17 protein-coding genes are annotated in these 21,297 nt (G+C 70.6%); 9 read left to right on the top strand and 8 right to left on the bottom strand.

The window, feature by feature from the left end; genetic code table 11:
- Window positions 1-30: 30 nt before the first annotated feature.
- Window positions 31-2,952, bottom strand: coding sequence for a serine/threonine-protein kinase (locus tag ABZZ04_RS22595; RefSeq protein WP_356933984.1), 2,922 nt, complete (start codon window positions 2,950-2,952; stop codon window positions 31-33).
- 78 nt (window positions 2,953-3,030) lie between these two features.
- Between ABZZ04_RS22595 and ABZZ04_RS22590 the strand changes: the two genes are divergently transcribed.
- Together ABZZ04_RS22590 and ABZZ04_RS22585 are read left to right on the top strand one after the other, a co-directional pair.
- Entirely contained in the window at window positions 3,031-5,652 is a 2,622-nt protein-coding gene (locus tag ABZZ04_RS22590; protein ID WP_356933983.1) for a bifunctional serine/threonine protein kinase/MFS transporter, read from the top strand.
- Window positions 5,653-5,795: 143 nt separating this feature from the next.
- The gene (locus ABZZ04_RS22585) at window positions 5,796-6,269 is read left to right on the top strand and encodes a carboxymuconolactone decarboxylase family protein (RefSeq protein ID WP_356933982.1); all 474 of its coding nucleotides are present in this window, start codon (window positions 5,796-5,798) and stop codon (window positions 6,267-6,269) included.
- Between the two features lie 110 nt (window positions 6,270-6,379).
- Here ABZZ04_RS22585 and ABZZ04_RS22580 read toward each other — a convergent pair whose 3' ends face one another.
- The gene (locus ABZZ04_RS22580; protein ID WP_356933981.1) at window positions 6,380-7,027 is read right to left on the bottom strand and encodes a TetR/AcrR family transcriptional regulator; all 648 of its coding nucleotides are present in this window, start codon (window positions 7,025-7,027) and stop codon (window positions 6,380-6,382) included.
- A gap of 281 nt (window positions 7,028-7,308) precedes the next feature.
- Here ABZZ04_RS22580 and ABZZ04_RS22575 point away from each other — a divergent pair, with 281 nt between their 5' ends.
- The 3 genes from ABZZ04_RS22575 (at window position 7,309) to ABZZ04_RS22565 (ending at window position 10,793) form a co-directional block, all read left to right on the top strand.
- Window positions 7,309-8,712 carry an MFS transporter gene (locus tag ABZZ04_RS22575; protein ID WP_356933980.1) on the top strand — a complete coding sequence of 468 codons (1,404 nt, stop codon included), beginning with the start codon at window positions 7,309-7,311 and terminating at the stop codon, window positions 8,710-8,712.
- Window positions 8,709-9,932, top strand: a complete 1,224-nt coding sequence (locus tag ABZZ04_RS22570; protein ID WP_356933979.1) for an FAD-dependent monooxygenase — start codon at window positions 8,709-8,711, stop codon at window positions 9,930-9,932. Before ABZZ04_RS22575 ends, ABZZ04_RS22570 begins: the two co-directional genes overlap by 4 nt.
- Window positions 9,933-10,217: 285 nt before the next feature.
- Window positions 10,218-10,793, top strand: a complete 576-nt coding sequence (locus tag ABZZ04_RS22565; protein WP_356933978.1) for a dihydrofolate reductase family protein — start codon at window positions 10,218-10,220, stop codon at window positions 10,791-10,793.
- A gap of 59 nt (window positions 10,794-10,852) precedes the next feature.
- Here ABZZ04_RS22565 and ABZZ04_RS22560 read toward each other — a convergent pair whose 3' ends face one another.
- On the bottom strand, window positions 10,853-11,860 hold the full coding sequence (locus tag ABZZ04_RS22560; protein ID WP_356933977.1) for a WYL domain-containing protein: 1,008 nt from the start codon (window positions 11,858-11,860) through the stop codon (window positions 10,853-10,855).
- 62 nt (window positions 11,861-11,922) lie between these two features.
- Between ABZZ04_RS22560 and ABZZ04_RS22555 the strand changes: the two genes are divergently transcribed.
- Window positions 11,923-13,407 carry an MFS transporter gene (locus ABZZ04_RS22555; protein ID WP_356933976.1) on the top strand — a complete coding sequence of 495 codons (1,485 nt, stop codon included), beginning with the start codon at window positions 11,923-11,925 and terminating at the stop codon, window positions 13,405-13,407.
- 68 nt (window positions 13,408-13,475) lie between these two features.
- Here ABZZ04_RS22555 and ABZZ04_RS22550 read toward each other — a convergent pair whose 3' ends face one another.
- Entirely contained in the window at window positions 13,476-14,219 is a 744-nt protein-coding gene (locus ABZZ04_RS22550; RefSeq protein ID WP_356933975.1) for a DUF6193 family natural product biosynthesis protein, read from the bottom strand.
- 623 nt (window positions 14,220-14,842) lie between these two features.
- Here ABZZ04_RS22550 and ABZZ04_RS22545 point away from each other — a divergent pair.
- Window positions 14,843-15,454 carry a hypothetical protein gene (locus ABZZ04_RS22545; RefSeq protein ID WP_356933974.1) on the top strand — a complete coding sequence of 204 codons (612 nt, stop codon included), beginning with the start codon at window positions 14,843-14,845 and terminating at the stop codon, window positions 15,452-15,454.
- A 459-nt stretch (window positions 15,455-15,913) separates the two neighbouring features.
- On the opposite strand, the gene ABZZ04_RS22540 is transcribed toward ABZZ04_RS22545, so the two are convergent.
- The 4 genes from ABZZ04_RS22540 to ABZZ04_RS22525 form a co-directional block, all read right to left on the bottom strand.
- On the bottom strand, window positions 15,914-16,456 hold the full coding sequence (locus tag ABZZ04_RS22540; protein WP_356933973.1) for a hypothetical protein: 543 nt from the start codon (window positions 16,454-16,456) through the stop codon (window positions 15,914-15,916).
- 29 nt (window positions 16,457-16,485) lie between these two features.
- On the bottom strand, window positions 16,486-18,654 hold the full coding sequence (locus tag ABZZ04_RS22535) for a DUF6571 family protein (RefSeq protein ID WP_356933972.1): 2,169 nt from the start codon (window positions 18,652-18,654) through the stop codon (window positions 16,486-16,488).
- 67 nt (window positions 18,655-18,721) lie between these two features.
- Entirely contained in the window at window positions 18,722-19,150 is a 429-nt protein-coding gene (locus tag ABZZ04_RS22530) for a hypothetical protein (RefSeq protein ID WP_356933971.1), read from the bottom strand.
- 214 nt (window positions 19,151-19,364) lie between these two features.
- Window positions 19,365-19,751 (bottom strand): ATP-binding protein, encoded by a 387-nt coding sequence (locus ABZZ04_RS22525; protein WP_356933970.1) that lies wholly within the window; start codon window positions 19,749-19,751, stop codon window positions 19,365-19,367.
- Between the two features lie 461 nt (window positions 19,752-20,212).
- On the opposite strand from ABZZ04_RS22525, the gene ABZZ04_RS22520 reads away from it, so the two are divergent.
- Both ABZZ04_RS22520 and ABZZ04_RS22515 read left to right on the top strand, forming a co-directional pair.
- Window positions 20,213-21,064 (top strand): DUF5753 domain-containing protein, encoded by an 852-nt coding sequence (locus ABZZ04_RS22520; protein ID WP_356933969.1) that lies wholly within the window; start codon window positions 20,213-20,215, stop codon window positions 21,062-21,064.
- Between the two features lie 11 nt (window positions 21,065-21,075).
- A complete protein-coding gene (locus ABZZ04_RS22515; RefSeq protein ID WP_356933968.1) occupies window positions 21,076-21,267 on the top strand; it encodes a hypothetical protein in 192 nt (63 codons plus the stop codon).
- The last annotated feature ends 30 nt before the right edge of the window (window positions 21,268-21,297 follow it).

Below are 21,297 nucleotides of genomic sequence, written 5' to 3'. Positions count from 1 at the left end.
CGCCGGGTGCCGGTCCCGGCGCCCGGCGCGCTACCCGGCGTTCTCGGCGTGTTCGGCCGCCTTCTCCACCATGACCCGCACGAACCCCGCCAGGACCCGGTCGGCCCCGTCGGCGATCGGGGGTTCGACGGCCAGATGGGCGGCCTGCCGGGCGTCGATCAGCGCCAGCACCAGCAGGGGGTGCTTGGAGTAGACGTTGTGCTCGTCGCCGTTGTTCTCGCTCCGGGCGGTGTGCAGCGCCTCGAAGGCGACCACGGCCGCGCTCTCCGGGGCGACGTCGGCCAGCATGTCCGCGATCGAGCTCAGGATGTACAGCCGGTACTCGTGCCGGATCTCGGTGGCGAATCCCGCCAGTTGGGCCGCCAGGTCCTGGGCCGTCCGCCGCGGCACCTCCCGCACCACCTGCTCCACGGTGTACGCCATCGAGTACCACGTGTCCGCGCCGGGACCGGCCGGGGCCGTCCGCAGGCAGTCGGCGACGAGTTCCGCGGCCTGTCCGGGCGCCGCGGGCAGCAGTGCGTCGGCCACGGAGCACAGGACGTCCAGGCGCCGTTTCGGGTCGGTGATGCCGTCCGCGATGTCCCTGGCCCGTGCCGGGTCGGTGTCGACCAGGGCCATGGCGGCGATCGCCCCGGCCCATCCGTCCTCCCCCGGTCCCGCGTGTTCCCGGGCGATCCGCTCGGCCTCCCGGAAGATCCGTCCCGCCCGGCCCGGGTCGCTCCGGACCAGCTCCCGCCCGACGGCCACCATCGCCTCGACGCGTACGTCCGCCTGGTCGGCGGGGATGTCGCGGGCGATCCGCTCGGCCCGGTCGGGATCGACGTCCAGGAACCGCACGACGACGTTCAGCCGCTCCTCCGCCCAGTCCCCCTCGCGGGGAAGGTCGCGGACCATCCGCTCCGCCCGGTCCGGGTCCACGGGGACCAGCTCGTACGCGAGCGAGAACAGGGCCCCCACCCGGTCGCCCTCGCCGGGCAGGCTGCGGGCGATCCGCTCGGCGCGGTCCGGGTCCCGCTTCTCCAGTACGGAGCAGAGCTCGTTCAGGGCCTGCACCCGGTCGTTCCCGTCGGAGAGGCTGCGGGCGATCCGCTCGGCCCGTGCCGGGTCGGCGAGGACCGACTCGCGCGCGAGCGACAGCAGCGCCGCCGCCCGGCCGCCCGCTCCGGAGAGGCCGCGGGCGATCCGTTCGGCCCGGTCGGGGGCCCTGACGGCCAGGGCCCCCGCGACCGCCGCCAGGACCGGTTCGAAGTACCGGGCGTGCTCCGTCGAGGCCATGCCGACGGCGATCCGCTCCGCACGGTCCGGCGCCACGGCGGCCATCTTCCGGGCGACCGAGGCCAGGAGCTTGGCGTCGTCCCGGCCCATCGGTTCCTCGACGATCTCCCGGACCATCCGCTCGGCCCGTGCCGGATCGCACGGGGCCATGCCCTCGGCGGCGACGCACAGCGCCTCCCGGCGGGTCCTGCGGTGCCGCCAGCCGCGGATCTCCCGGGCCGTGGTCTCGGCCCGCTCGGCCATCGACATCGCCCGGACCCGGTCGACGCCGGCCAGTTCCGCGGCGGTCCCGGCCAGGGTCCGGACCCGGGTCAGGGGGTCCGGCAGCGCGCGTGCGTACCCCTCGGCCTCCTGGGCGAGACGACCGCCCCGGTTCGGGTCGGCCGGGAGGACTGCGGCCGCGAGGTGTGCCAGCGTCCGGGCGAGTTCGTCCGTGCCGGAGATCTGGCGGCCGACCTCCTCGGCCCGCACCAGCAGTTTCCGGGCCCGCTCCCTCGAACGCCCACGCTCCTGCTCCCGGGTCCGCGCCTCGCGCCCGGCGCGTTCGGCCCGCCGGGCCTCGGCCGCGTCCCGGTCCGGCCCGTCGTCCCGGTCCGGTCTCTCGTCCCGCACGGCCCCGGAGTCCCGCGCACCATGCCGCCTGTCGTCCCTCGCACCGTCCCGCCCACCGGAACCGCTGCCGGACTCAACGTCCCGGCCGACGGGGCCGGAACCGCCACCGGGCCCGACACCCGGATCACCGGAGCCGGAACCGCTCCCGCTGCCGCTCCCCGGGCCCGCCTCGCGCACGGCGGAGCCGGAGCCGGTCACGGTCGCGACGTCCCGGTCGGCGATCATCGTGACCACGGGGGCCGGGAGCCACGACGGCCCGGAGTCGTCCGGCACGGGGACCCGGTCGAGGATCTCCGACACCGTCGGCCGGTCCCCCGGGTCCTTCGCGAGGCAGTCGGCGACCAGCGGGAGGAGGCTCGCGGGCAGCCCCGTCAGGTCCGGATCCTCGTGGACGGAACGGTAGTTGACCGCGTGCGGCGCCCCCTCGCCGAACGGACCGGCGCCCGTCGCCGCGTAGACCAGCACCCCGCCGAGCGCGAACACGTCCGCCGGGGGACCCGCCTCGTTGCGGACCACGTGCTCGGGGGCCATGAAACCGGGCGTGCCGATCATCAGGCCGGTCCGGGTGAGCTGGGTTTCGTCCGCCGCCCGCGCGATCCCGAAATCGATCAGCCGCGGCCCGTCGGCGGCCAGGAGCACATTGCCGGGCTTGAGGTCGCGGTGCACCATCTTGCAGGCGTGCACCGCCGCCAGCCCCTCCGCCAGACCGGCCGCCAGCCGTTCCAGCGCCGGTACCGGGAACCGCCCGTGGTGCCGGACCGCCTCCCGGAGCGAGGGGCCGGGTATGTAGGCGGTGACCAGCCACGGCGCGTCCGCCAGCGGATCGGCGTCCACCACCTGCGCGGTGTAGAAGCCCCCGACCTGGCGTGCGGCCTCGACCTCGCGGGCGAACCGGCGACGGAACTGCGGGTCCGCCGCCAGTTCCGCGCGCACCACCTTCACCGCCACGAGCCGGCCGCCGCGGGAACGGCCGAGGAACACCTGCCCCATCCCGCCCTCGCCCAGCCGCTTCAGCAACCGGTACGGCCCCACCGTCCGCGGATCGCCGGCCTGCAGTCCCTCCACCACAACCTCCATCGGCGCGCACCGGCGGTTCGCCGCGACTCGCCATCACGGCTCGGACACCTCAACTACCTTATTGCCGTGGACCAGTTGATCACCGAAGACCCGACGCACATAGGCCCCTACCGCCTGATAGCCCGCCTGGGCGCCGGCGGCATGGGCCTGGTGTACCTCGGCCGCTCGGAAGCCGGACGGACCGTGGCCGTGAAAGTGGTGCAGGCCGAACACGCCCAGCACCCGGAATTCCGCAAACGATTCGCGCGCGAGGTGGCCGCGGCCCGGCGGGTGGGCGGGACGTGGACGGCGGCCGTGCTCGACGCCGACACCGAGGCACCGGTGCCCTGGGTGGCGACCCAGTACATCCCCGGGCCCGACCTGACCACCGTGGTCGCCGAGGACTTCGGTCCGCTGCCCGAGCATTCGGTGCGCACCCTCGCCAACCGTCTCGCGGCGGCCCTGCAGTCGGTCCACGGGGCGGGCCTGATCCACCGCGACCTGAAGCCGTCCAACGTACTGGTGACGGTGGACGGCCCCCGGGTCATCGACTTCGGCATCGCGCGGGCCATGGACGGCCTCGCCGGGGACAGCCTGCACACCCGTACCGGAATGCTCATCGGCTCCCCCGGCTTCATGTCGCCCGAGCAGGTGCGCGGCCTCGAACTCACCCCGGCCAGCGATGTGTTCTGCCTGGGTGCCGTCCTCGTGTACGCCTCCACCGGCCGCCTCCTGTTCGGCGCCACGGGAATCGGTCTGAGCGCGCACCTCTTCCGGATCGCGGAGGAGGAGCCGGACCTGACCGGCGTACCGGAGTCGCTCGTCGACCTCGTGCGCGCCTGTCTGCACAAGGACCCGGCGCAGCGGCCCACCCCCGCCGACGTGGCCGCCCGCACGGCTGCCGACTCCGACGGCGAATGGCTGCCCGGTTCGGTGCTCGCCCAACTCGGTCGTCATGCCGCGCAGTTGCTGGACTTCGCCCCCGAGACGAGGACCGCCCCGGCGGACCCGCGCGTCCCGGCCCCGTCCGGGCATCCCGCCCCGTCCCTGCCGCTCCCGCCGCCGCCCGCGTACACCCCGACGGCGTCGGCCCCGACGGCGTCGGCCCCGACGGCACCCGCGGACCATCGCCCGTCACCGGGCGGCTACTCGAAATCCCACGCCCCGGTGGGTGCCCCGGCTCCGCACCCCCAGCGGTGGTGGGGGCTGGGGGTGGCCGTACTGGCGCAGCTGCTGGTGCTGACCGGCGTCACGATCACGACCATGGCGCTGCCGGCCATCGCCGCCGACATGAACCTTTCCGCCGACGACATGGGCTCGATCTCCGTCGCCCACGCGCTGGCCTTCGGTGGACTGCTGCTGCTCGGCGGGCACGTCACCGATCTCCTGGGCCGCAAACGCGCGCTGGTCATCGGTGCGGCCGGTTTCGCGGCGGCGTGCGCGATCGGCGGCCTGGCCCCCTCCTCCGGCCTGCTCATCGGCGCCAACGCGCTGCAGGGCGCGTTCGCCGCGCTGCTCTCGTCGTCGTCGCTGGCCCTGGTGTCCACCGACTTCACCGATCCGAAGGAACGCGGCAGGGCCTTCGGGATCTACGCCGCGGTCCTCGGCGGCGGTCTGGCGTTCGGCTTGTTCGTGAACAGCTGGCTGTTCGAGAACCTGAGCTGGCGCATATGCCTGTTCGCCGCTGCCGCGGTCGCCGTGCTCGTCGTGATCGGCGCGGCCGCCCTGGTGCACGACCACCCGGCGCGCACCTCCGCCCGTCTCGACCTGCCGGGCCTGCTGCTCGGTTCAGGCGCGCTCCTCGCCCTCGTCCTCGGTCTCGACCGGGCCCGGGTGGAGCACGGACCCGACATGACCACGTCGGGCGGCTGGACCGACCTCCCGACCCTGCTGCTCCTCGCCGCCGGTGTCCTTCTGCTGGCGGCCTTCGTGAAGTGGCAGACCGGGTCGTCCGGCTCGCTCCTCCCGCAGTCCTTCCTCATGGACCGCAACCGCCTCGGCGCCCTCCTCGCCCTGGCTTCCCTCGGGCTGGGAACGTTCGCCGTGATCCTGATCCTGACCAGGTACCTGCAGGGCGCCCTCGAATACTCCCCCGGCCGGATCGGACTGACCCTGCTGCCCATGGCCGGTGCGGCCGTCGTCGCCACCCAGGTCTCCGCCCGCCTGCGCCACCGGCTGGCGCCCGGCGTCCTGATCGCGCCGGGGCTGCTGCTGGCAGCGGCCGGGCTCGCGGTCCTGGCCGGCCTCGACGCCGACAGCACGTACACCGCCCGGATACTGCCCGGCACCGTCCTCATCGGCTTCGGCGCCGGTCTGGCCCTCACCCCGCTCCTCACCACCGTGACCGACGGAATCACCGCCCGGGGTTCCGGCGGGACCTCGGCGGTGGTCCACGCGGCCCAGCAGCTGGGCTGCTGGATCGCCACGCCCCTGCTCGGCACGGTCCTCGCCTCGGCGGTCTCCACCCGGCTGAGCGGCGCGACGAACGTTCCCCCGCAGCTGGCCGCGGCGGCCGAGTCCGGCTATCCCCTCAGCCCGCAGGGTCTTCCCGAGGCGTTGGCCACCGCCGTGAAGGAGCTGAACGAGGCGATCGTGGACAGTTACTCCGTCGCCCTCTGGTGGACGGCCGCCCTCACCCTGCTCGCGAGCCTGCTCGCCGGGCTGCTGATCACGGCCAGGGCCCCGGGGGCCGCCCCCGCCCCCCGGTGATCCGGCGCGCGGGTACGGGGCCCGTGCCCATGCCCGTACCCTCGCCGTACCCCGAAGAGACGCAGGTCACATCCACCCCTGTCACAACCTGCCGGGCCGTTCCGTCAAGGAGGTGTAGTCATCGAAACGGCAAGGAGTTCACCATGGACGCCCGTCTGAACCTCTTCGAAAACCCGGTCGCGACCAAGTTCCTGAGGCACGTCGTCTCGGCGGGCAAGGTGATCGCGGACTCGACGCTGCCGGCCACCACACAGCACCTGATCGAGATCCGGGCCAGCCAGATCAACGGCTGCGCCTTCTGCACCGACATGCACACCAAGGAAGCCGCCCACATCGGGGAGACCCCGACCCGCCTCAACCTGGTCGCCACCTGGCGCGAGGCCACGGTCTTCACCGACGCCGAGCGCGCCGCCCTGGAACTGGCGGAGCAGGGCACCCGCATCGCCGACGCCGCCGGTGGCGTCACGGACGAGGCCTGGGCGAACGCGGCCAAGCACTACGACGAGGACCAGCTCGCCGCCCTGCTGTCGCTCATCGCCCTCATCAACGCCTTCAACCGGCTGAACGTCATCAACCAGCAGCCGGCCGGCGACTACAAGGTCGGCCAGTTCGGATAACCGACCGGTTCGAAGCACCCGGCCGGTTCGAGGCACCCGGACCTCGACGACAGGGGCCCTGCACCGCGAGCACGTCGCGGTGCAGGGCCCCTGTCGTCGAGGTCGGGGGCCTACGCGGTCCGGTACGCCCGGAGAAAGGTCCGCACTCCCTCGACGACGAGCGGTCGGACGCGGGCGTCCTCCGCCGCATTCGCGGAACCGAGCCTGTCCAGCGCGACGCCGAAGGTCAGCGCGAGGAACTGGTCGGCAGCGAGTCGGGGGTCGGGGACGTCGAGCAGCCCGGCCCCGGCGAAGGCGGCGAGCCGCTCGGCGAGCGCCTCGTCGGGGGTGTCGGCCATGGAGTTGTAGCCCCGGTGCGGCAGGTTGCCGGATTCCGCCCGGACCAGTCGTCGCAGCGTCGCGTACTCCGCCGAGTCGAGCATGTCGGTCGCGATGCGCATCGAGAACGTGACCAGGGCGTCCTCCAGGCCGGCGGCCCCGGTGGGGACGGTGAGGGTCTCGTCGAGGGTGCGCCGGACCGTGGTGACCAGTGACCGGCCGATGTCATCGACGACTGCCCGCAGCAGCGTCCGTTTGTCGCCGAAGTAGTCGTAGACCGTCCGCTTGGACACCTCGGCCCGGGCGGCGACCGCGTCGACGCTGGACCGGTCGAAGCCGTCGGCGAGGAACAGCTCCCGGGCCGCCAGGAGGATTGCGGCCCGCTTCCGCGCGGACCCCTCGCGCAGCGTCTTCGTGGTCGGCGTCTTCATGGTCGGCATGGGCACATCCTAACCTTCCTACACTGCACGGTGTAGTGTAATACTGGCTCGGCGGGTGCCGCACTCGTGCACCCGCTCCGTCCGGCGGAGCCACGCATGAGCCACCTCGGGCACCGCTTCCCCGGGTTCACCCCGCCGGACGGCCTCGGACCTGTCCACAGAGCACCCTGCACCCCGCGCCCGCGCCAACGGCCGCCGTGTCCGCGCCGGGCCCGGCAGGGCGGCAACACCACGCGTACGGCCGGTCTCCTCCCCGCCCGGCAACGACGGAAAGGACGTCCATGACCACAACTCAGGCTCCCCCGGCCCGCATCGGGATCGGGAAGGCAGCTGTCGGGGCCCTCGGCATGCTGGCGGTCGCCACCGGCGCCCTGGAATCGGTGGTGACACCGACGCTCCCGCTCCTGCAGCGCGAGCTGGACATGAGCCCCGCCGAAGGCGCGTTACTCAGCGTCGTGCTCCTCATGACCGGCGCGCTCGTCACACCGGTCGCAGGCGGGTTCGGCGACCGCTACGGCGGAAAACGGGTCCTGATCCGGCTGATGACGGTGGTCTGCGCCGGTGGTCTGGTGTCCGCCCTGGCGCCGAACCTGCCGGTGCTGCTGCTCGGTCAGGTACTGCAGGGAGCGATGGTGGGCGCGCTGCCCCTGTCGTTCGTCCTCGTGCGCGAACACCTCCCCGCGGGAGAGTCGAAGGTGGCCATCGGGGTGGTCAGCGGGTTGTTCGTGGGGGGCGGGATGGTGGGAACACTGTCGGCCGGGCCCGTGGCGGAAGGGCTGTCCCGGCACTGGATGTTCGCGCTGCCGACGATCGCGGTCATCGGGGCCACCGTGCTGGTGAACAGGCTGATGCCGCATGACCCGCCGGCCCGTTCGGACGGTACCGGCGTCGACTGGCCCGGCCTGGTCCTCCTGAGCGGGACGCTGGTCACGCTCATGCTCGTGCTCGTGCTGGCGCCCGACATCGGCTCGCGGCCACTCGTGCTCGGAGGCCTCCTCGTCGCCCTGGCCGCCTTCGTGACCGGATGGACGGCCGTCGAGCGTCGTGCGGCCTCGCCGATGGTCGATCTGCGCATGCTGGCACGGCCCACGGTGTGGAAGTCGTGCGTGCTGACGTTCGTGATCTGCGTCGGCACCTCGGTGGCGGTCCTTCTCGTCCCGCAACTGTTCGCGGTGCCCGCCGACGAGTACGGCTTCGGGGCCGACGCCACCGCGATCGGCTTCTTCCTGCTGCCCGGCGCCGTGGCCGCGTCGCTGGCCGGGCCGATCGGCGGGATCGGAGCGCGGCGTTTCGGCTCGCGCGCCGTGGTCACCACCGGGGTCGTCATCATGGTCGCCGCCCTGATCGCCCTGGCGGCCGTGCACACCGAGGTCTGGCACCTCGTCGTCGGCAAGGCGCTGATCGCGCTCGCCAACGGCCTGTGCGTCACCGCGATGGTGACCGGCACCGCCACAGCCGTCGATCAGGGCGACACCGGCATCGCCACCGGCCTGGTCCTGGTGACGCGCGTGCTCGGCTACGCCGTGGGGACACAGATCAGCGGCGCGCTCCTCACCGCCAGAACCCCTTCCGGTTCGGATGTCCCGGCCGAATCGGCCTTCGTCACCGGCTTCGTCATGGCCGGCGCCGTCACGGCGCTGTCCCTGCTCGTCGTCCGCACCATGAGCAAAGGAGTCGAGGAATGAGCCGCACCGGTCCGTCGAGGGGTGCCCGTACCGCACCGGGGCGCGAGGTCCTGGTGTCCGGGGCCGGCATCGCGGGGCCCGCCCTCGCGTTCTGGCTGAACCGCCACGGATTCGCGGTCACGGTGGTCGAGCGGGCGGGCACGCTTCGTGGCGGTGGTTACCCCGTCGACGTGCGCGGCACCGCACTCGAGGTCGTCCGGAGGATGGGAATCCTGCCGCGGCTTCGGGACGCGCACATCGACCTGCGCCGGCTGACCTTCCTCGACGGGGACGGCGGCGAGGTGGCCTCGGTCGCCCCGCACGCCGTCACCGGCGGCGTCGCGGGGCGGGACCTGGAAGTACGGCGCGGGGATCTGACCGACGCCCTCCACGCGGCGGTCCGTGACGACGTGGAGTTCTTGTTCGACGACTCCATCGACACCCTAGACCGGTCCGGCCACGGGGTCGACGTCGTCTTCCGCGGGGGCGGCAGGCGCACGTTCGACATGGTGTTCGGTGCGGACGGTCTGCACTCGCGCACCCGCGAGTCCGTGTTCGGCCCCGAGGAGCAGTTCCACCGGTACCTCGGCTACTGCTTCGCCGGGTTCACCATGCGCAACACCTTCGGGCTCCTCCGCGAGACCGTGATGTGGAGCGCCCCGGGCAGGGCCGCGACGCTCTACGCCGTGGGGGACGACAACGACGAGGTCCACGCCTTCCTGAACTTCGCCCGGCCGGAACCGCCGTTCGACGCGTTCCGTGACCCGGAGGCCCAACGGGACCTGGTCACCGCGGTCTTCGCCGACGCGGGATGGGAGGTCCCGGGCATGCTCGCCGCCATGCGCGACGCGGATGACCTTTTCTTCGACGGGGTCGGCCAGATCCGCATGCCCCGCTGGTCCAGGGGCAGGGTCGCGCTGGTCGGCGACGCCGCGTACGCGCCCTCGTTCCTCACCGGGCAGGGCTCCAGCCTCGCGCTCGTCGGTGCGTACATGCTCGCCGGTTCCCTGGCCGGCCGGGACCACGCCGCGGGCTTCGCCGCCTACGAACACGGCACTCGCGAGTTCGTGGTCCTGAACCAGGATCAGGTCGGCGAGGGCGATGCCATGCTCTTCCCGACCACCGCCGGGGCCCTGGAGCAGCGCAACGACATGTTGCGCAATCTCGGCGCCACGCCCTTCGCGGAGGGACGACCTGCCCATTCGGCCCTCACCCTGCCCGAATTCACGCCCATGACGTGAGTCCGGGCACGCGCGCCGCGGAACGCTGCTGCGGGAAGACCGAACGGGTCCGACCCGCCGGTCACGAGGGCCGGATCGCGATGGGCGGCCCCACCGGATCGCCCGGACGCCCCCGCGCGGACGGACCGACCGGCCTCCTTCTGCCACAGCTGTGCGAAGTCCGATGAGTTTCTCGGCGATCCGCAGTCATATGGGCGATGGTTGGTGCACCGCGGCCGCGAGGCGGTCCGCACGGACACCGTCCGACCTGCCGCGAACACACCGCACGACCTCGGGAGAACCCAGATGCGCACCCTGATCAGCACCGCCTTCGTCTCGCTCGACGGCGTCGTGGAGGCCCCGGGCGGGGAGCCCGGATACCGGAACTCGGGGTGGACCTTCAAGGACATGGAGTTCGTCCCGGAGGCGTTCGAGATCAAGGGCCGTGAGCAGGAGGAGGCCACCGCGCTGCTGCTGGGCCGGGTCAGCTACCAGGCGTTCAGCCCGGTCTGGCCGGACATGGCGGACTTCGCCGGCTACCGGCAGATGCCGAAGTACGTCGTCTCCACCACCCTCACCGAGGGCGACCTGGTCCCCAATTGGGGCGAGACCACGATCCTGCGCTCGCTCGACGAGATCGCCGCCCTGAAGGAGACCGAGGGCGGCCCGATCATCGTCCACGGCAGCGCCACCCTCAACCGGAACCTCTCGGACGCCGGCCTGATCGACCGCTACCACCTGCTCGTCTTCCCCCTGCTGCTCGGCGCGGGCAAGCGCCTGTTCAGCGGCACCGACAAGGACACCCAGAAGCTGCGGCTCGTCGAGCACGAGGCGTACTCCAACGGCCTGCAGAAGAACGTCTTCGACGTCGTCCGCCGATGACGCCCGCGGCCCGGCCCCGGGCCCTGGCCGTCCAGGACGGCTGCTTCCGGCCGGGAGGTTCATGGTCCGTCGGCGGGTGCCGCCACCCGTTGCAGGCGTCGGCCGATGCGGAGCAGGGCGTCGCGGAGTTCCGGTGGCCGCACCTCGCTCAGATCGGCGTCGAAGGTGACGAACAGCCCGGCGACTCCCGCCCATGACCAGCCGCCGATGGTGAGCCGGCAGCGGTACGGGTCGATGGGTTCCACGACGGATCCGCCGGGTGCCCAGCGGGCGACGACCTGTGCCGGCAGCTCCAGATCGGCCGAGCCGACGCACGGCCACGGTCCCGCGGTGTCCCCGCGGTGGGGGTTCTGGACGACGAGGCGGGTCAGGTCGTCGTGGGTGAGCGGGGCGGCACGGAAGGCCGCCCCGGCCGGGGTGCGGGGGCTGATGCGGTCGACGCGGTAGGTGTGCCACGTGCGCTGCCGGTGGTCCCGGGCGACGAGGTACCAGCGTCCGGCCCAGACGACCAGGTGGTGGGGTTCGACCTCGTGGGGCTGCCGGAAGCCGGGTTCGCCCGGGGCGGGAACGGTTCCGTCGGCGTCCCGGTAGTCGAAGCGCAGCACGTGTGCGGTGCGGATGGCGGCGCCGACCGTCCGCAGGATGGCGACGTCGACGGGCGGGGCGGCGAGTTCCCAGTAGTTGCGCAGGGCCGTGAAGTCGAAGGCCTCGGTCGCGGCCCGCAAGCGGGCGGGCATCGTCTGGCGCAGGGTGGTCAGTGCCCTGCCGACGGCGTCGTCGATGCCGGTGACGGTGGCCGGGGCGGTCTGCAGGGCCACGGCGATCGCGATGGCCTGGTCGTCGTCCAGGACCAGGGGCGGCAGCTTGCAGCCGGCACCGAGGCGGTACCCGCCCCCGGGGCCCTTGACGGCCTCGACGGGGTAGTCGAGCCCGCGGAGGGTGTCGATGTCCCGGCGGAGGGTGCGCGCCGATACGCCCAGGCGGGCCGCGAGTTCGGCTCCGGACCACTCGACGCGCGCCTGGAGCAGGGAGAGGAGACGCAGGATCCGCTCGGATGTGTCGGCCACGGGACCCACCATCGCAGAGGAAGCGGACACTCCGTGGCCGCCACCGGTGTCACGGTGCGGCCATGAGCACCGACACCACATCGTCCTCCGTACCGTCACCACCACCGTCCGGACCCGACCACGGCCACGAGCCGCCGGCCGTCGGCCGACGCGCGTCCGTGGCCCTGGTGGTGGTCCTGTTCGCCTCGTTCATGGACCTGCTCGACGTCACGATCGTCACCGTCGCCGCCCCGGACATCGCCCGTGAACTCCACGCAGGCCAGGCCCAGTTGCAGTGGATGCTCGCGGCGTACACCCTGGCCCTGGGGGCGGGGCTGATCACCGGTGGCAGGGTCGGTGACGACTACGGCCGCCGCAAGGTCTTCCTCGTGAGCCTGGCCTGCTTCGCGGTCGCGTCGGCGGCGTGCGCGCTGGCCCCCTCCGCCGGGGCGCTGATCGCGGTGCGGGCCGTGCAGGGCCTGGCGGGCGGGTTCATGGTCCCGCAGGTGTTCGGGATCATCCGCTCCTCGTTCGGACCGGCCACGACGGCCAGGGCGTTCGGCGCGTACGGCGCGGTCCAGGGCCTGGCGTCGGTGGCCGGGCCGCTGCTGGGCGGACTGCTGATCGACGCGGATCTGTGGGGCCTGGGGTGGCGGACGATCTTCTGGATCAACATCCCCATCGCCCTCGTCGCCCTCGTCCTGGGGGTCCGGGTGCTGCCGGAGTCCACCGCACCCCGGCGGGCCCGCCTCGACGTGACCGGGGCGCTGCTCTGCGCGGTCGCCGTGCTGCTCGTCCTGCTGCCGCTGGTGCAGGGCCGCGACTGGGGCTGGCCCTGGTGGGGCTGGGCCCTGCTCGCCGCCGGACTCGCCCTGCTGGCGGTCTTCTTCGCCCACGAACGGTCCCTGGCGGCACGGGGCGGGCAGCCGGTCCTCGACCCGGCGCTGATGTCGGTCCGCTCCTTCACCGCGGGCCTGGCCGCTTCGGTGCTGTTCTTCGGCGCTCTCGCGTCGTTCTTCCTCGTCCTGTCGATCTACCTGCAGGACGGCACGGGGCGGTCGGCGTGGGGCGCCGGGCTGGTGATCCTGCCGTACGCGCTCGGGTCGACGATCACCTCCGGTGCCGGCGTCGCGCTGGCCGCCAGGGCCGGAAGGGCGCTGCTCGTCACCGGTTCGCTGGTCCTCGCCGCCTCGCAGCTGCTGTTGTGGTTCCTCGTGCGGGACGGTTCGGTCCCCGGCTACTGGCCCCTCGCCACGGCGATGCTCCTCGGCGGGTTCGGCCTCGGGCTGGGCGCCCCGATCCTGGTCAACGTCATCCTGGCCGGTGTCCCGGCCCACCATTCCGGAGCCGCCGGCGGTGTGCTGTCCACGGTGAACCAGATCGGCGGGGCGGTCGGCGTCGCCGCCCTCGGCACCGTCTTCTTCAACGCCCTGACCTCCACCGGCACCCCGGCGACGGTCTTCGGCCACGCCCTCGCCCAGGTCATGCCCTGGCAGGTCGGGGCATACCTGCTGGCCGCGGTCGCCATGCTCGCCCTGCCCAGGACCACCACCGCTCCCCGGCCCTGACCGGCGCACACCACTCACGTCACCGGACGAAGGGGCCGCAGCCCGTGGAGAGCTGCGGCCCGCCGGGGTCATCCGCCGAGCGCGACTGGGCCGAGGGCGGACGGCAGTTGGCGCACGGCCAGCGCGACGGCCTCGTGCGCCGTGGCGAATCGGCCGAGATCCTGGCTGATGAATCCTCGGCCCACCCCGTATGTGCCGTCTCCGTTCGCGGTCAGGCACGGTCCGGCGATGGTCAGGTCCGGGCGGGTGGTGGTCGAGAAACGCAACACCCAGTGGCTCGTGAACGGGTAGAGGGCGCGCAGGGCCGGTTCGGCGTACGCCGCCTCGACCAGGGTCCGGTACGCCTCCTGCCAGGCATCCCGTTCCAGCTCGTCGGCCTCCCGGCGCATGCTCCGCCACTCGGACTCCGTCAGGCGTGCGGGGTCGTGGTCGGGTACCTCGAACCGGCCGGTCAGGTGCACGAAGGGGGCCGCCCGGCGGATGTCGTCCAGGGGCGCCCCGTCGTGCCATGCCCGGGCCGCCCCGGCGATCTCCGCCAGGGCGTCCGTCCTGCCGTCGATCAGGGCCATCCCCTGGAACGGTTCCTCGCCGCGGATCGACCAGCGCCGTTCGTGCGTCCACGCGCTGATCCGCAGCGGCTCGCGGTGCGGCAGGGTGCTCACGACGGTCGCGTGGAGCAGCGGTTCGGAGTCGGGGGACGTGACGGGCACGGCGCCGAGGCAGGCTTCCGCCTCGGCCCGGAGCGCTGCGGCGAGGCTGCCGCGGGCCGCGACATCGGGGTACAGGACAGCGGGATCAGGAGGAGTGGACACGGCTCCCGATTGTGCCCGAACCACTGGTCCCCGGGGTGGCCCGACGGGATGTTCTCGGCGAGCCAGCCGTCGCGGCCCGGGACGGCCTGCGAGGTCCCTGCCAGCAGCGTCTCGATGGCGGGGAGGAGTTGCCCTCCCTCCGACGGGAGCACGGCACCCGCGTGGATCGTCCCACTGCCGAACGCTCCCTGATCCCTGCTCATCCCGCGTCTCCTCGTTCTCCTCGTTCTCCTCGTTCTCCTCGCGACCGTACCGCCCGGAATCGGATGCCGGTCGTGAGTCCCCGGAGCCCGCCCCGGTTCCGCCCGACGAGCCGTCAGCATTCGGGGTGACCCGTCCAGGACCTGACCAGCGCGGCCTCGGCGCAACTGCTGCCCCCCGCCCCGGGACCGGAGCGCCCTGCTCCCGGATCCCGGATCCCGGCACAGTGGCATCGGTGGCATCGGTGGCATCGGTGGCATCGGTGGCATCGGTGGGGATATGCCAGGAATTCCCTCCTTGTACCCAACCAGTCCTGCGACGTCACGCCCTGGAGTCGCCCGAAATGACAGGTATGTGACCTGTCGGTACGTTCGCCGCAGGTCGGCCGCCCGGTCGATGTCTCTGAGACGGAGAGAAGTGACATGTCTTCGCGTACCTTCACCGTGGCGGCCGCCGTAGTCAGTGCAGCCATCCTCACCACCGGCATCACCTATGCCTCGGCCGACGGATTCACCCGGGCCGAACCGGCCACCGAGCAGGCCGAGCAGCCCGCTCACCGGGCCGCCCCGCCCGCCCGACCAGCCGCCCCCGCACCGGCCCCCCTCGGCAGCGAGAGCGGAACGGAGAGCAAGGGGGACAACGGCGGCGGCCACGAAGGTTCCGGTCGCGGAGAACGCGATGGCGAAGGTTCCGGTCACGGAGGACGCGACGACGAGGGCGGCGGGCGCGACCGCGGCTACGACGGCAAGCGGGAGGAGAGGATCTACTTCAACGAACGGGCGTACCCCGCACATTCAGGGGGATGCGTCTCCGCAGCCAGCGGGCTGGGCTCGTCCAGCTTCAGCATCTACAACAACAGCCGGAATGCGGTCGAAGTCTTTCGGGGATTCGCCTGCGACGGCGGTTCCCCGGTCGCCACGGTCGGCCCCTACGGCAGCGCCTACGGCGTCGCGACACCCAATGTCCAAGGCGGCGGGTTCATCGACAACGGCGTCGTGGGCAGCTTCCGGGTGATCGGCCACGACGAGTGGTGACGGCCCGCACTCCCGAGCGCAGCCGGTAACTCCCGGTTTCCAGGCAGCGGCGTCGGCAGCTTGCACATGTCGTCGAAGACCACGGTGTCCGGGCCTTCCAGCCAGTGTGCCGGGGCCGGCCCGCACACCGTGGGCGAGGGGTCCGGTCTCGTTCTGGGGGCCGGACCCCTCATCGAGCCAAGGCCCGCCGGACAGGATCTGACCCTGCTGCGCGAAGTGCGCCGACAGGCCACCGACACAGAAGTCACCGAAGTCACGAAGTCACCGACAAGGCCGTCGTCGGCCTGCGACGCCTCGCCGACCACCTGGACACCACCACCGGCCTCGTCGACCACCACCGTCCGGTCAGGCCCTCACCCCTGGGCACTCCCGCACAAGGACTGGGCGCCGGCATCTGGACCAGTGATTCACGGGGCACCATCCGAGCGTGGTCAGAGGCTCCCCGGGACAGGCCCCGATTCATCCCGAGCACCAAACTTTGACCAGCTCCGGCACGTACGAGCGCAAGAACTTCTCGATATGCGCACGCCACTCCTCAAGATTGTCAGGCTCCTTGATGTCGTCCCCGGCATGGATTTCCAAGACTAGATGGCCATACCTCCCTTGTTCGCTTTCCGGAGACTCATACTGCCGCTGACCAGGCTTGGGTACACATTTAGCCCAGGCGACGGCACCGTCATCACCAACTGCCGCACTGGTGACATTTCCACCGAGAGTTATTCTCTTCAAGTTCACATAATCATCAGCCGCCTCCTCCGCGATATCAAGCTCTCCGGATTGGCGCGAAAACGAGATCGAGAGATCGACTCTCTCATCGACTATCAGGCCACAACTCAGACTTTCGTCCGGCGTTCCTCTCAGGCTCTCTTTGATCGCCCTGCCAGGAGGAAGCAGGGGCTTGACATCCGACGACGCAACGCTGACGTCACAGATCTTCCCGGGAATCGCATACCCATATTCGGAATTCTCACCCGAGCAGCCAGTGAGGAGCAGTGCGGCCATGCCAAGTATCATGATCTTGAGGTGTCGCATTACGATCCCTTTCCTGCCAGGCGGCGCGCAGCCGCGTTTCCGTTGTTGGCTGCATCATCGATGCGCTCAACGGACATCCACGTATCCTCCCGTTGCTTCATCTGCGGATTTTCATCGCGCCAGTGCTGGGCCAGTTCCTTGAGCCGCCCCTCGCGATCGAGGCCGGTAGCCAAGTTATCCCTCGCCTTACCTTGCTCAATCCTTGCCGTCTCTTCCTCGAGCCACTTAGCCGTAATGACATCCACTCCTCGCTGTGCCGCGTCGCCTGCGTACGGAACGAAGTTCACGACGCCGCCCCATGTGTGGTAGTCCCATTTCGCTTCCCAGGTGGCCTTGCTCTTGGCATCATCCACATCAACCTGAAGTCCCTGATATCGGGCCTCTTCGAGAAATCCGATCGTGCGGCCTGCCCTTCTCAGAGGTTCTTCTGATCCCTCCTTGCCCGTATTTATGTCGTGAACGATCTCGCGGTTGATGCTGTCCTGGAGTGTGCCGTAGGCAAACTGGTCACGGGATATTTGTTTCGCCACTTCAAGCACTTGCCCCCGATCCAAGGGGCTTTCTCCAGCGTTGTGAGCACTTGTTGCGGCGTGCACATCGTCCCCGTAGTTGCCCATGGCCACGGCCATGGGCGTGCGCAGGCTGGGCGGGAAGTCGTTCCCTTCGGCGGAGAGGTGTTTCAGCGCGCCCTCGAACACCCGGTTGTTCGCCTCCGAGTGCTGAACGTAGCCGCCACCCGAGTTGTTCGGGTCGATTCCCGTCGTCCCTGCCACCAGCGCCGCACCGAACCCGGCCCTGCCCTGTGCGTCCTCGATGTCGGAACCGCTGAGAGGGTCGCCCCAGATACCGTCGGAGTCGTGCGGGTTACGCATGGTGGGATGCCCGTCGACGACGTCCCAGTCCCGCTTCCGTGTCAGGTACTCCAGTCTGTCGTTGCTCTCCTTCATTCCATCGCCCGGGGCGGAATCGGCCTTGGGGTCGAGGAACGTTGCCGCCGCCTCCGGGTCCTTGCTCATGACCCCGAGCAGGCCGTCGAGAGGGTCGTTCGCGAACCACTCGTCCCGTGACGTGACAAAACTCTTGGGGAGGTCCCAGTTGTCGTTCCCCTTGTCCGCCTTCTCGGCGGCGATCAGATCGTCACCGAGGTCGTGCATGAACCGGTCCGAATACCCTTCGCCGTGCTGCATCAGGGTGACGAGGGACTGGTATCCACGGACCTTCTCGCCCTGCCACTCGTACCGTTTCATTCCGGCTTCCTTCATACCGGCATGGAAGTCCTTGTAGAGCTGGGACTTCGGGTCCTGCGTCGCAGTGGCCAGTACGTTGGCGAGCCCTCGCTCAGCCCCGAGGTAGTGCTGCTTGTTCCCCGTGTCCGAGTCGTAGGCGAAGGTGTTGAGCTGATTGGTCATCTTGATGGTGCCCTCGGGGCCCAGGTGGTTGAGCACCGTCCGGCTGAACGCCTTGTCGCCGGAGTTGTCACGCATCAGTCGCGCCCACTCCTCCGGGTCGGCAGGCTTCTCTCCCGCCAGGATCCGGTCCGCGTACTTCTTGGCCTCCCGCGCTTCCACCTCTTCGATGTCGCCGAGTGCGCCGGCGTTGAAGTCGTGTCCGGTGCCGCGGGCGGTGTCGAACATCTCCTCGAAGAAGCCCTTGATCCCGGCGGCGTCCCGGAGCGCCAGCTTGGCTCCTTGGTCTGCGTCGTCGACCGCCTGGACGGCTGAAGCCACCGCGACGGTCCAGTTGGCTTCGTGGATGGCGCGCGCTGCGTCGTCCCCGAAGAGGCCACCCTTCGTGCCTTTGGCCTTGCTGGTGTCGAGATGTGCCTGCCCCTTGGCGTCTATGTGTATGTCGGCTTCCTTGGCCGACTCCACCAGACGTCTCACGGCCTGTATTCGTTCGGTGAACTGTGCATGGATGTCCCGCAGGATCGATGCGATCGCCCTGGCTTCGACAGCAGCGGCGTCGAACTGCTTCCGCGTGGCGGTGAAGCGGGTTCTGGCGGCGTCGGCGCCCAGACCGGCCCATCCGCCGTCCGAAGCAACGGTTTGAACGCTGCCTCCATACGCTTCGCCCAGATCCTCGAAGCCGTCGGCCATCTGGTCCCATGAGGCGGCGGCAGTGGTCAGCGGGGACAACCGAATGGTGATGACGTCCTGGTACGTGAGCATGTCTGCTCCTTCAATAGCTCTGCCGGGCGCGGGCTCGCTCCGTACGGGCGAGCCATGACGGTCGAGGTCAGGCGTTCCGACGCGAGTCGGACGTCGGCACGTCGATCTGCGCCAAGGAGCTCTTCACGTCATGGTCGACGTACTGGAAATCCTTCTTCGTCCTGCTCAGATCTGCCTGATCCTGTGCGAGGCGCGCCTTGAGACTCTTCACCTGCAGGGCCCATTCGCCGTGCGCGTCCTTCAGGCCGGCGCCAGTGGCCCAACCCGTGAACTCCCGCTCCGCAGCATCGGTGGTCTCATCGGCATGGACACCCGCCTTGTCCAGGCCGGGACGCACCACTTCCACGAGCGCCTTGATCGCCCCGCGTTTGCCCTGAGCATTGGTCTTGAGGCCATCGGCACCGGCGGCACCGCCCGCGCCGTTCAATTGCATGCGGCCGTCCTGACGCGCCGCCACCTCGGCCTTGATCTGTTCCCACTCGTCCCAAGCCATCATGACCCCCGTACCCATTGCGGTCTGCGATGTACGCCAGTTGCCTCAAATCGTAGCTGCGGGAGTGGTGTTGGCTCCTGCGGGTAACGGGGCCGGTACCGCTACCCCGGGAGAGTGGCGGGCGGGAACGGCTCCAGCAGTGCGACACAGAACACGTCCGGCGCCCCATACCACCAACCGATGCACGGATGCTCACCCCGCCCACCCCTTGCATCCCTCAACGAGGCAGTCGCACCCAGGACTTGGTTCCACCCCACGGCGGCTTCGCCTCGCCCGTACCCCACTCCCCGCCCCAGTCGTCCACGACGGCCGCCAGCAGCCAGAGCGCCCGGCGCCGCCGCGTCTCGCAGAGCGTGGCGACGTCGGGCCGGTCGTGCCGGGGATGCTGGTCCCAGACCAGGATCCGGACCGCGTCGTCCCGGTGGCGCAGGGACACGTAGAGCTCCTTCCCCGGGCTGTTCCGGACGCTGACGGCAACCAGCTCGTCCACGACGTGCGTCGCGGGCCAGGCATACCGCGCAAGCCCGTGCGCCTCCAGCGCGGCGGTCACCGCCGTACGCCCGATGAACGGGCTGCGGGCATCACCCGGCAGCGTGAAACTCATCCCGAACCCGTGCCGGGAGGTACCTTCCTCCGTGCGCGGGCGGAACCGGAGGTGTGGTCGCGAAGCGGACCGCGGGCACAGAACCGGCGCTCCTGCCCCTGCGACGGCCGGACAGAGCGAGGTGATCGAAACCGAGCGCATGACTGACTCCCCTGGTACGGGTGGTGAGTTGGCGTTGTCTCTTTCCGCGTGGGCGCGCACGAGTGGCTCACGTTGTTGTGTTGTGGACGAGCAGTGGCCTGTCTCCCTGACGCGGAACCACCCCTCCCGGGGCAGGAGGCTGCGGGCAGGACCGCGCGATGCGCTTCCGGCTCGTCGGCACTGTGTGAGCGGTGCGCCACTCAACGTAGCGCAGAGTTGGCACAGGTACCGCAAAATTGGAGGCAATTGCCTCCCATCGTGTTGGACTGGGCGCCGCCGCAGCGGCAGACTGTGCCCACAGTCCGCAGGAGAGGGAGCCCATGCCGAGCAGTTCCACTCCGACAGAACGTCAGAAACGACTCGGCGCCGAACTGCGCAAGATGCGTGCAGCGGCCGAGGCCACCACCACGTACGCGGCCGGGCTGCTGGGTATCGACCGGACGAAGATCTCCAACATGGAGGGCGGGGTCCGCCCGATCTCACCCGCCCGCGTGCGCACTCTGGCCTGCAACTACTCCTGCGCCGACACCTTTTACGTCGACGCACTCGTCGAGATGGCGGAACAGCGCGAGCGCGGCTGGTGGGAGCAGTACAGGGGAACACTACCGTCAGGGCTGCTGGACATCGCCGAGCTCGAATGGCACGCGACACGCATCCGCACGGCACAGACCGTCCATCTCCCGGGTCTGCTCCACACCGACGGATACGCCCGATCGGTGTTCGGCGCCGTGCTGCCCGAGCTGTCCCGCCTGGAGATCGAACTGAGGGTCGCGCATCGCATGGAGCGGCAACAGGTGCTCGACCGTGAAGCACCCGTCGACTACGTGGGCTACGTCCACGAAGCAGCCCTGCGCATGCAGTTCGGAGGCCGGGACGTCATGCGCGAGCAGCTTCTGCACCTGTGCGAGATGTCGGAGCTCGAGCACATCGACGTACGGGTGATCCCGGTGGACCGTGGCGCGTTCCCCGGAGCCGGGCACGCGCTCCTCTACGCCCACGGCGTCGTACCTCAACTCGATACCGTGCAGCTCGACTCGGCTCACGGACCCGAGTTCATGCACGCGGATGCACAGCTGACCAAGTACCGCGCGCACCTGGACTGGATGGAGGACGCATCACTGCCCTCCGCCGAGTCCCGGGACTTCATTCGCGCCATCTCCCGTCAACTCTAAGGATGTTCAGCGTGTCCGAGATCAACTGGGAAGAGCCGTACTGCGGCGAGGGAAACAACTGCTTCAGACTCGGCACCGATGCCGAGGGCAATGGTTTCATCGCCGTCCGGGGCGAGGAGGATCGTTACCTCACCGACAGCCGCGAAGCACTCCAGCAGCTGATCCGCGACATCAAGGCCGGCAAGGCCGACCACCTGCTGTAGATGCAACACAGCAGGGGCCCGGTACCGCGA

Source organism: Streptomyces sp. NPDC006435 (assembly GCF_040612315.1).
In the GTDB taxonomy this organism is placed as follows: domain Bacteria; phylum Actinomycetota; class Actinomycetes; order Streptomycetales; family Streptomycetaceae; genus Streptomyces.
This window is presented reverse-complemented; position numbering and strand designations above follow the sequence as displayed.

What these genes read in the sequence shown, in the direction of transcription:
- ABZZ04_RS22585 (WP_356933982.1), top strand. Translation starts at nt 5,796, where the DNA reads ATGGACGCCCGTCTGAACCTCTTCGAAAACCCGGTCGCGACCAAGTTC.
- ABZZ04_RS22580 (WP_356933981.1), bottom strand. Translation starts at nt 7,027, where the DNA reads ATGCCGACCATGAAGACGCCGACCACGAAGACGCTGCGCGAGGGGTCC.
- ABZZ04_RS22575 (WP_356933980.1), top strand. Translation starts at nt 7,309, where the DNA reads ATGACCACAACTCAGGCTCCCCCGGCCCGCATCGGGATCGGGAAGGCA.
- ABZZ04_RS22570 (WP_356933979.1), top strand. Translation starts at nt 8,709, where the DNA reads ATGAGCCGCACCGGTCCGTCGAGGGGTGCCCGTACCGCACCGGGGCGC.
- ABZZ04_RS22565 (WP_356933978.1), top strand. Translation starts at nt 10,218, where the DNA reads ATGCGCACCCTGATCAGCACCGCCTTCGTCTCGCTCGACGGCGTCGTG.
- ABZZ04_RS22555 (WP_356933976.1), top strand. Translation starts at nt 11,923, where the DNA reads ATGAGCACCGACACCACATCGTCCTCCGTACCGTCACCACCACCGTCC.
- ABZZ04_RS22545 (WP_356933974.1), top strand. Translation starts at nt 14,843, where the DNA reads ATGTCTTCGCGTACCTTCACCGTGGCGGCCGCCGTAGTCAGTGCAGCC.
- ABZZ04_RS22540 (WP_356933973.1), bottom strand. Translation starts at nt 16,456, where the DNA reads ATGGCCGCACTGCTCCTCACTGGCTGCTCGGGTGAGAATTCCGAATAT.
- ABZZ04_RS22535 (WP_356933972.1), bottom strand. Translation starts at nt 18,654, where the DNA reads ATGCTCACGTACCAGGACGTCATCACCATTCGGTTGTCCCCGCTGACC.
- ABZZ04_RS22530 (WP_356933971.1), bottom strand. Translation starts at nt 19,150, where the DNA reads ATGATGGCTTGGGACGAGTGGGAACAGATCAAGGCCGAGGTGGCGGCG.
- ABZZ04_RS22525 (WP_356933970.1), bottom strand. Translation starts at nt 19,751, where the DNA reads ATGAGTTTCACGCTGCCGGGTGATGCCCGCAGCCCGTTCATCGGGCGT.
- ABZZ04_RS22520 (WP_356933969.1), top strand. Translation starts at nt 20,213, where the DNA reads ATGCCGAGCAGTTCCACTCCGACAGAACGTCAGAAACGACTCGGCGCC.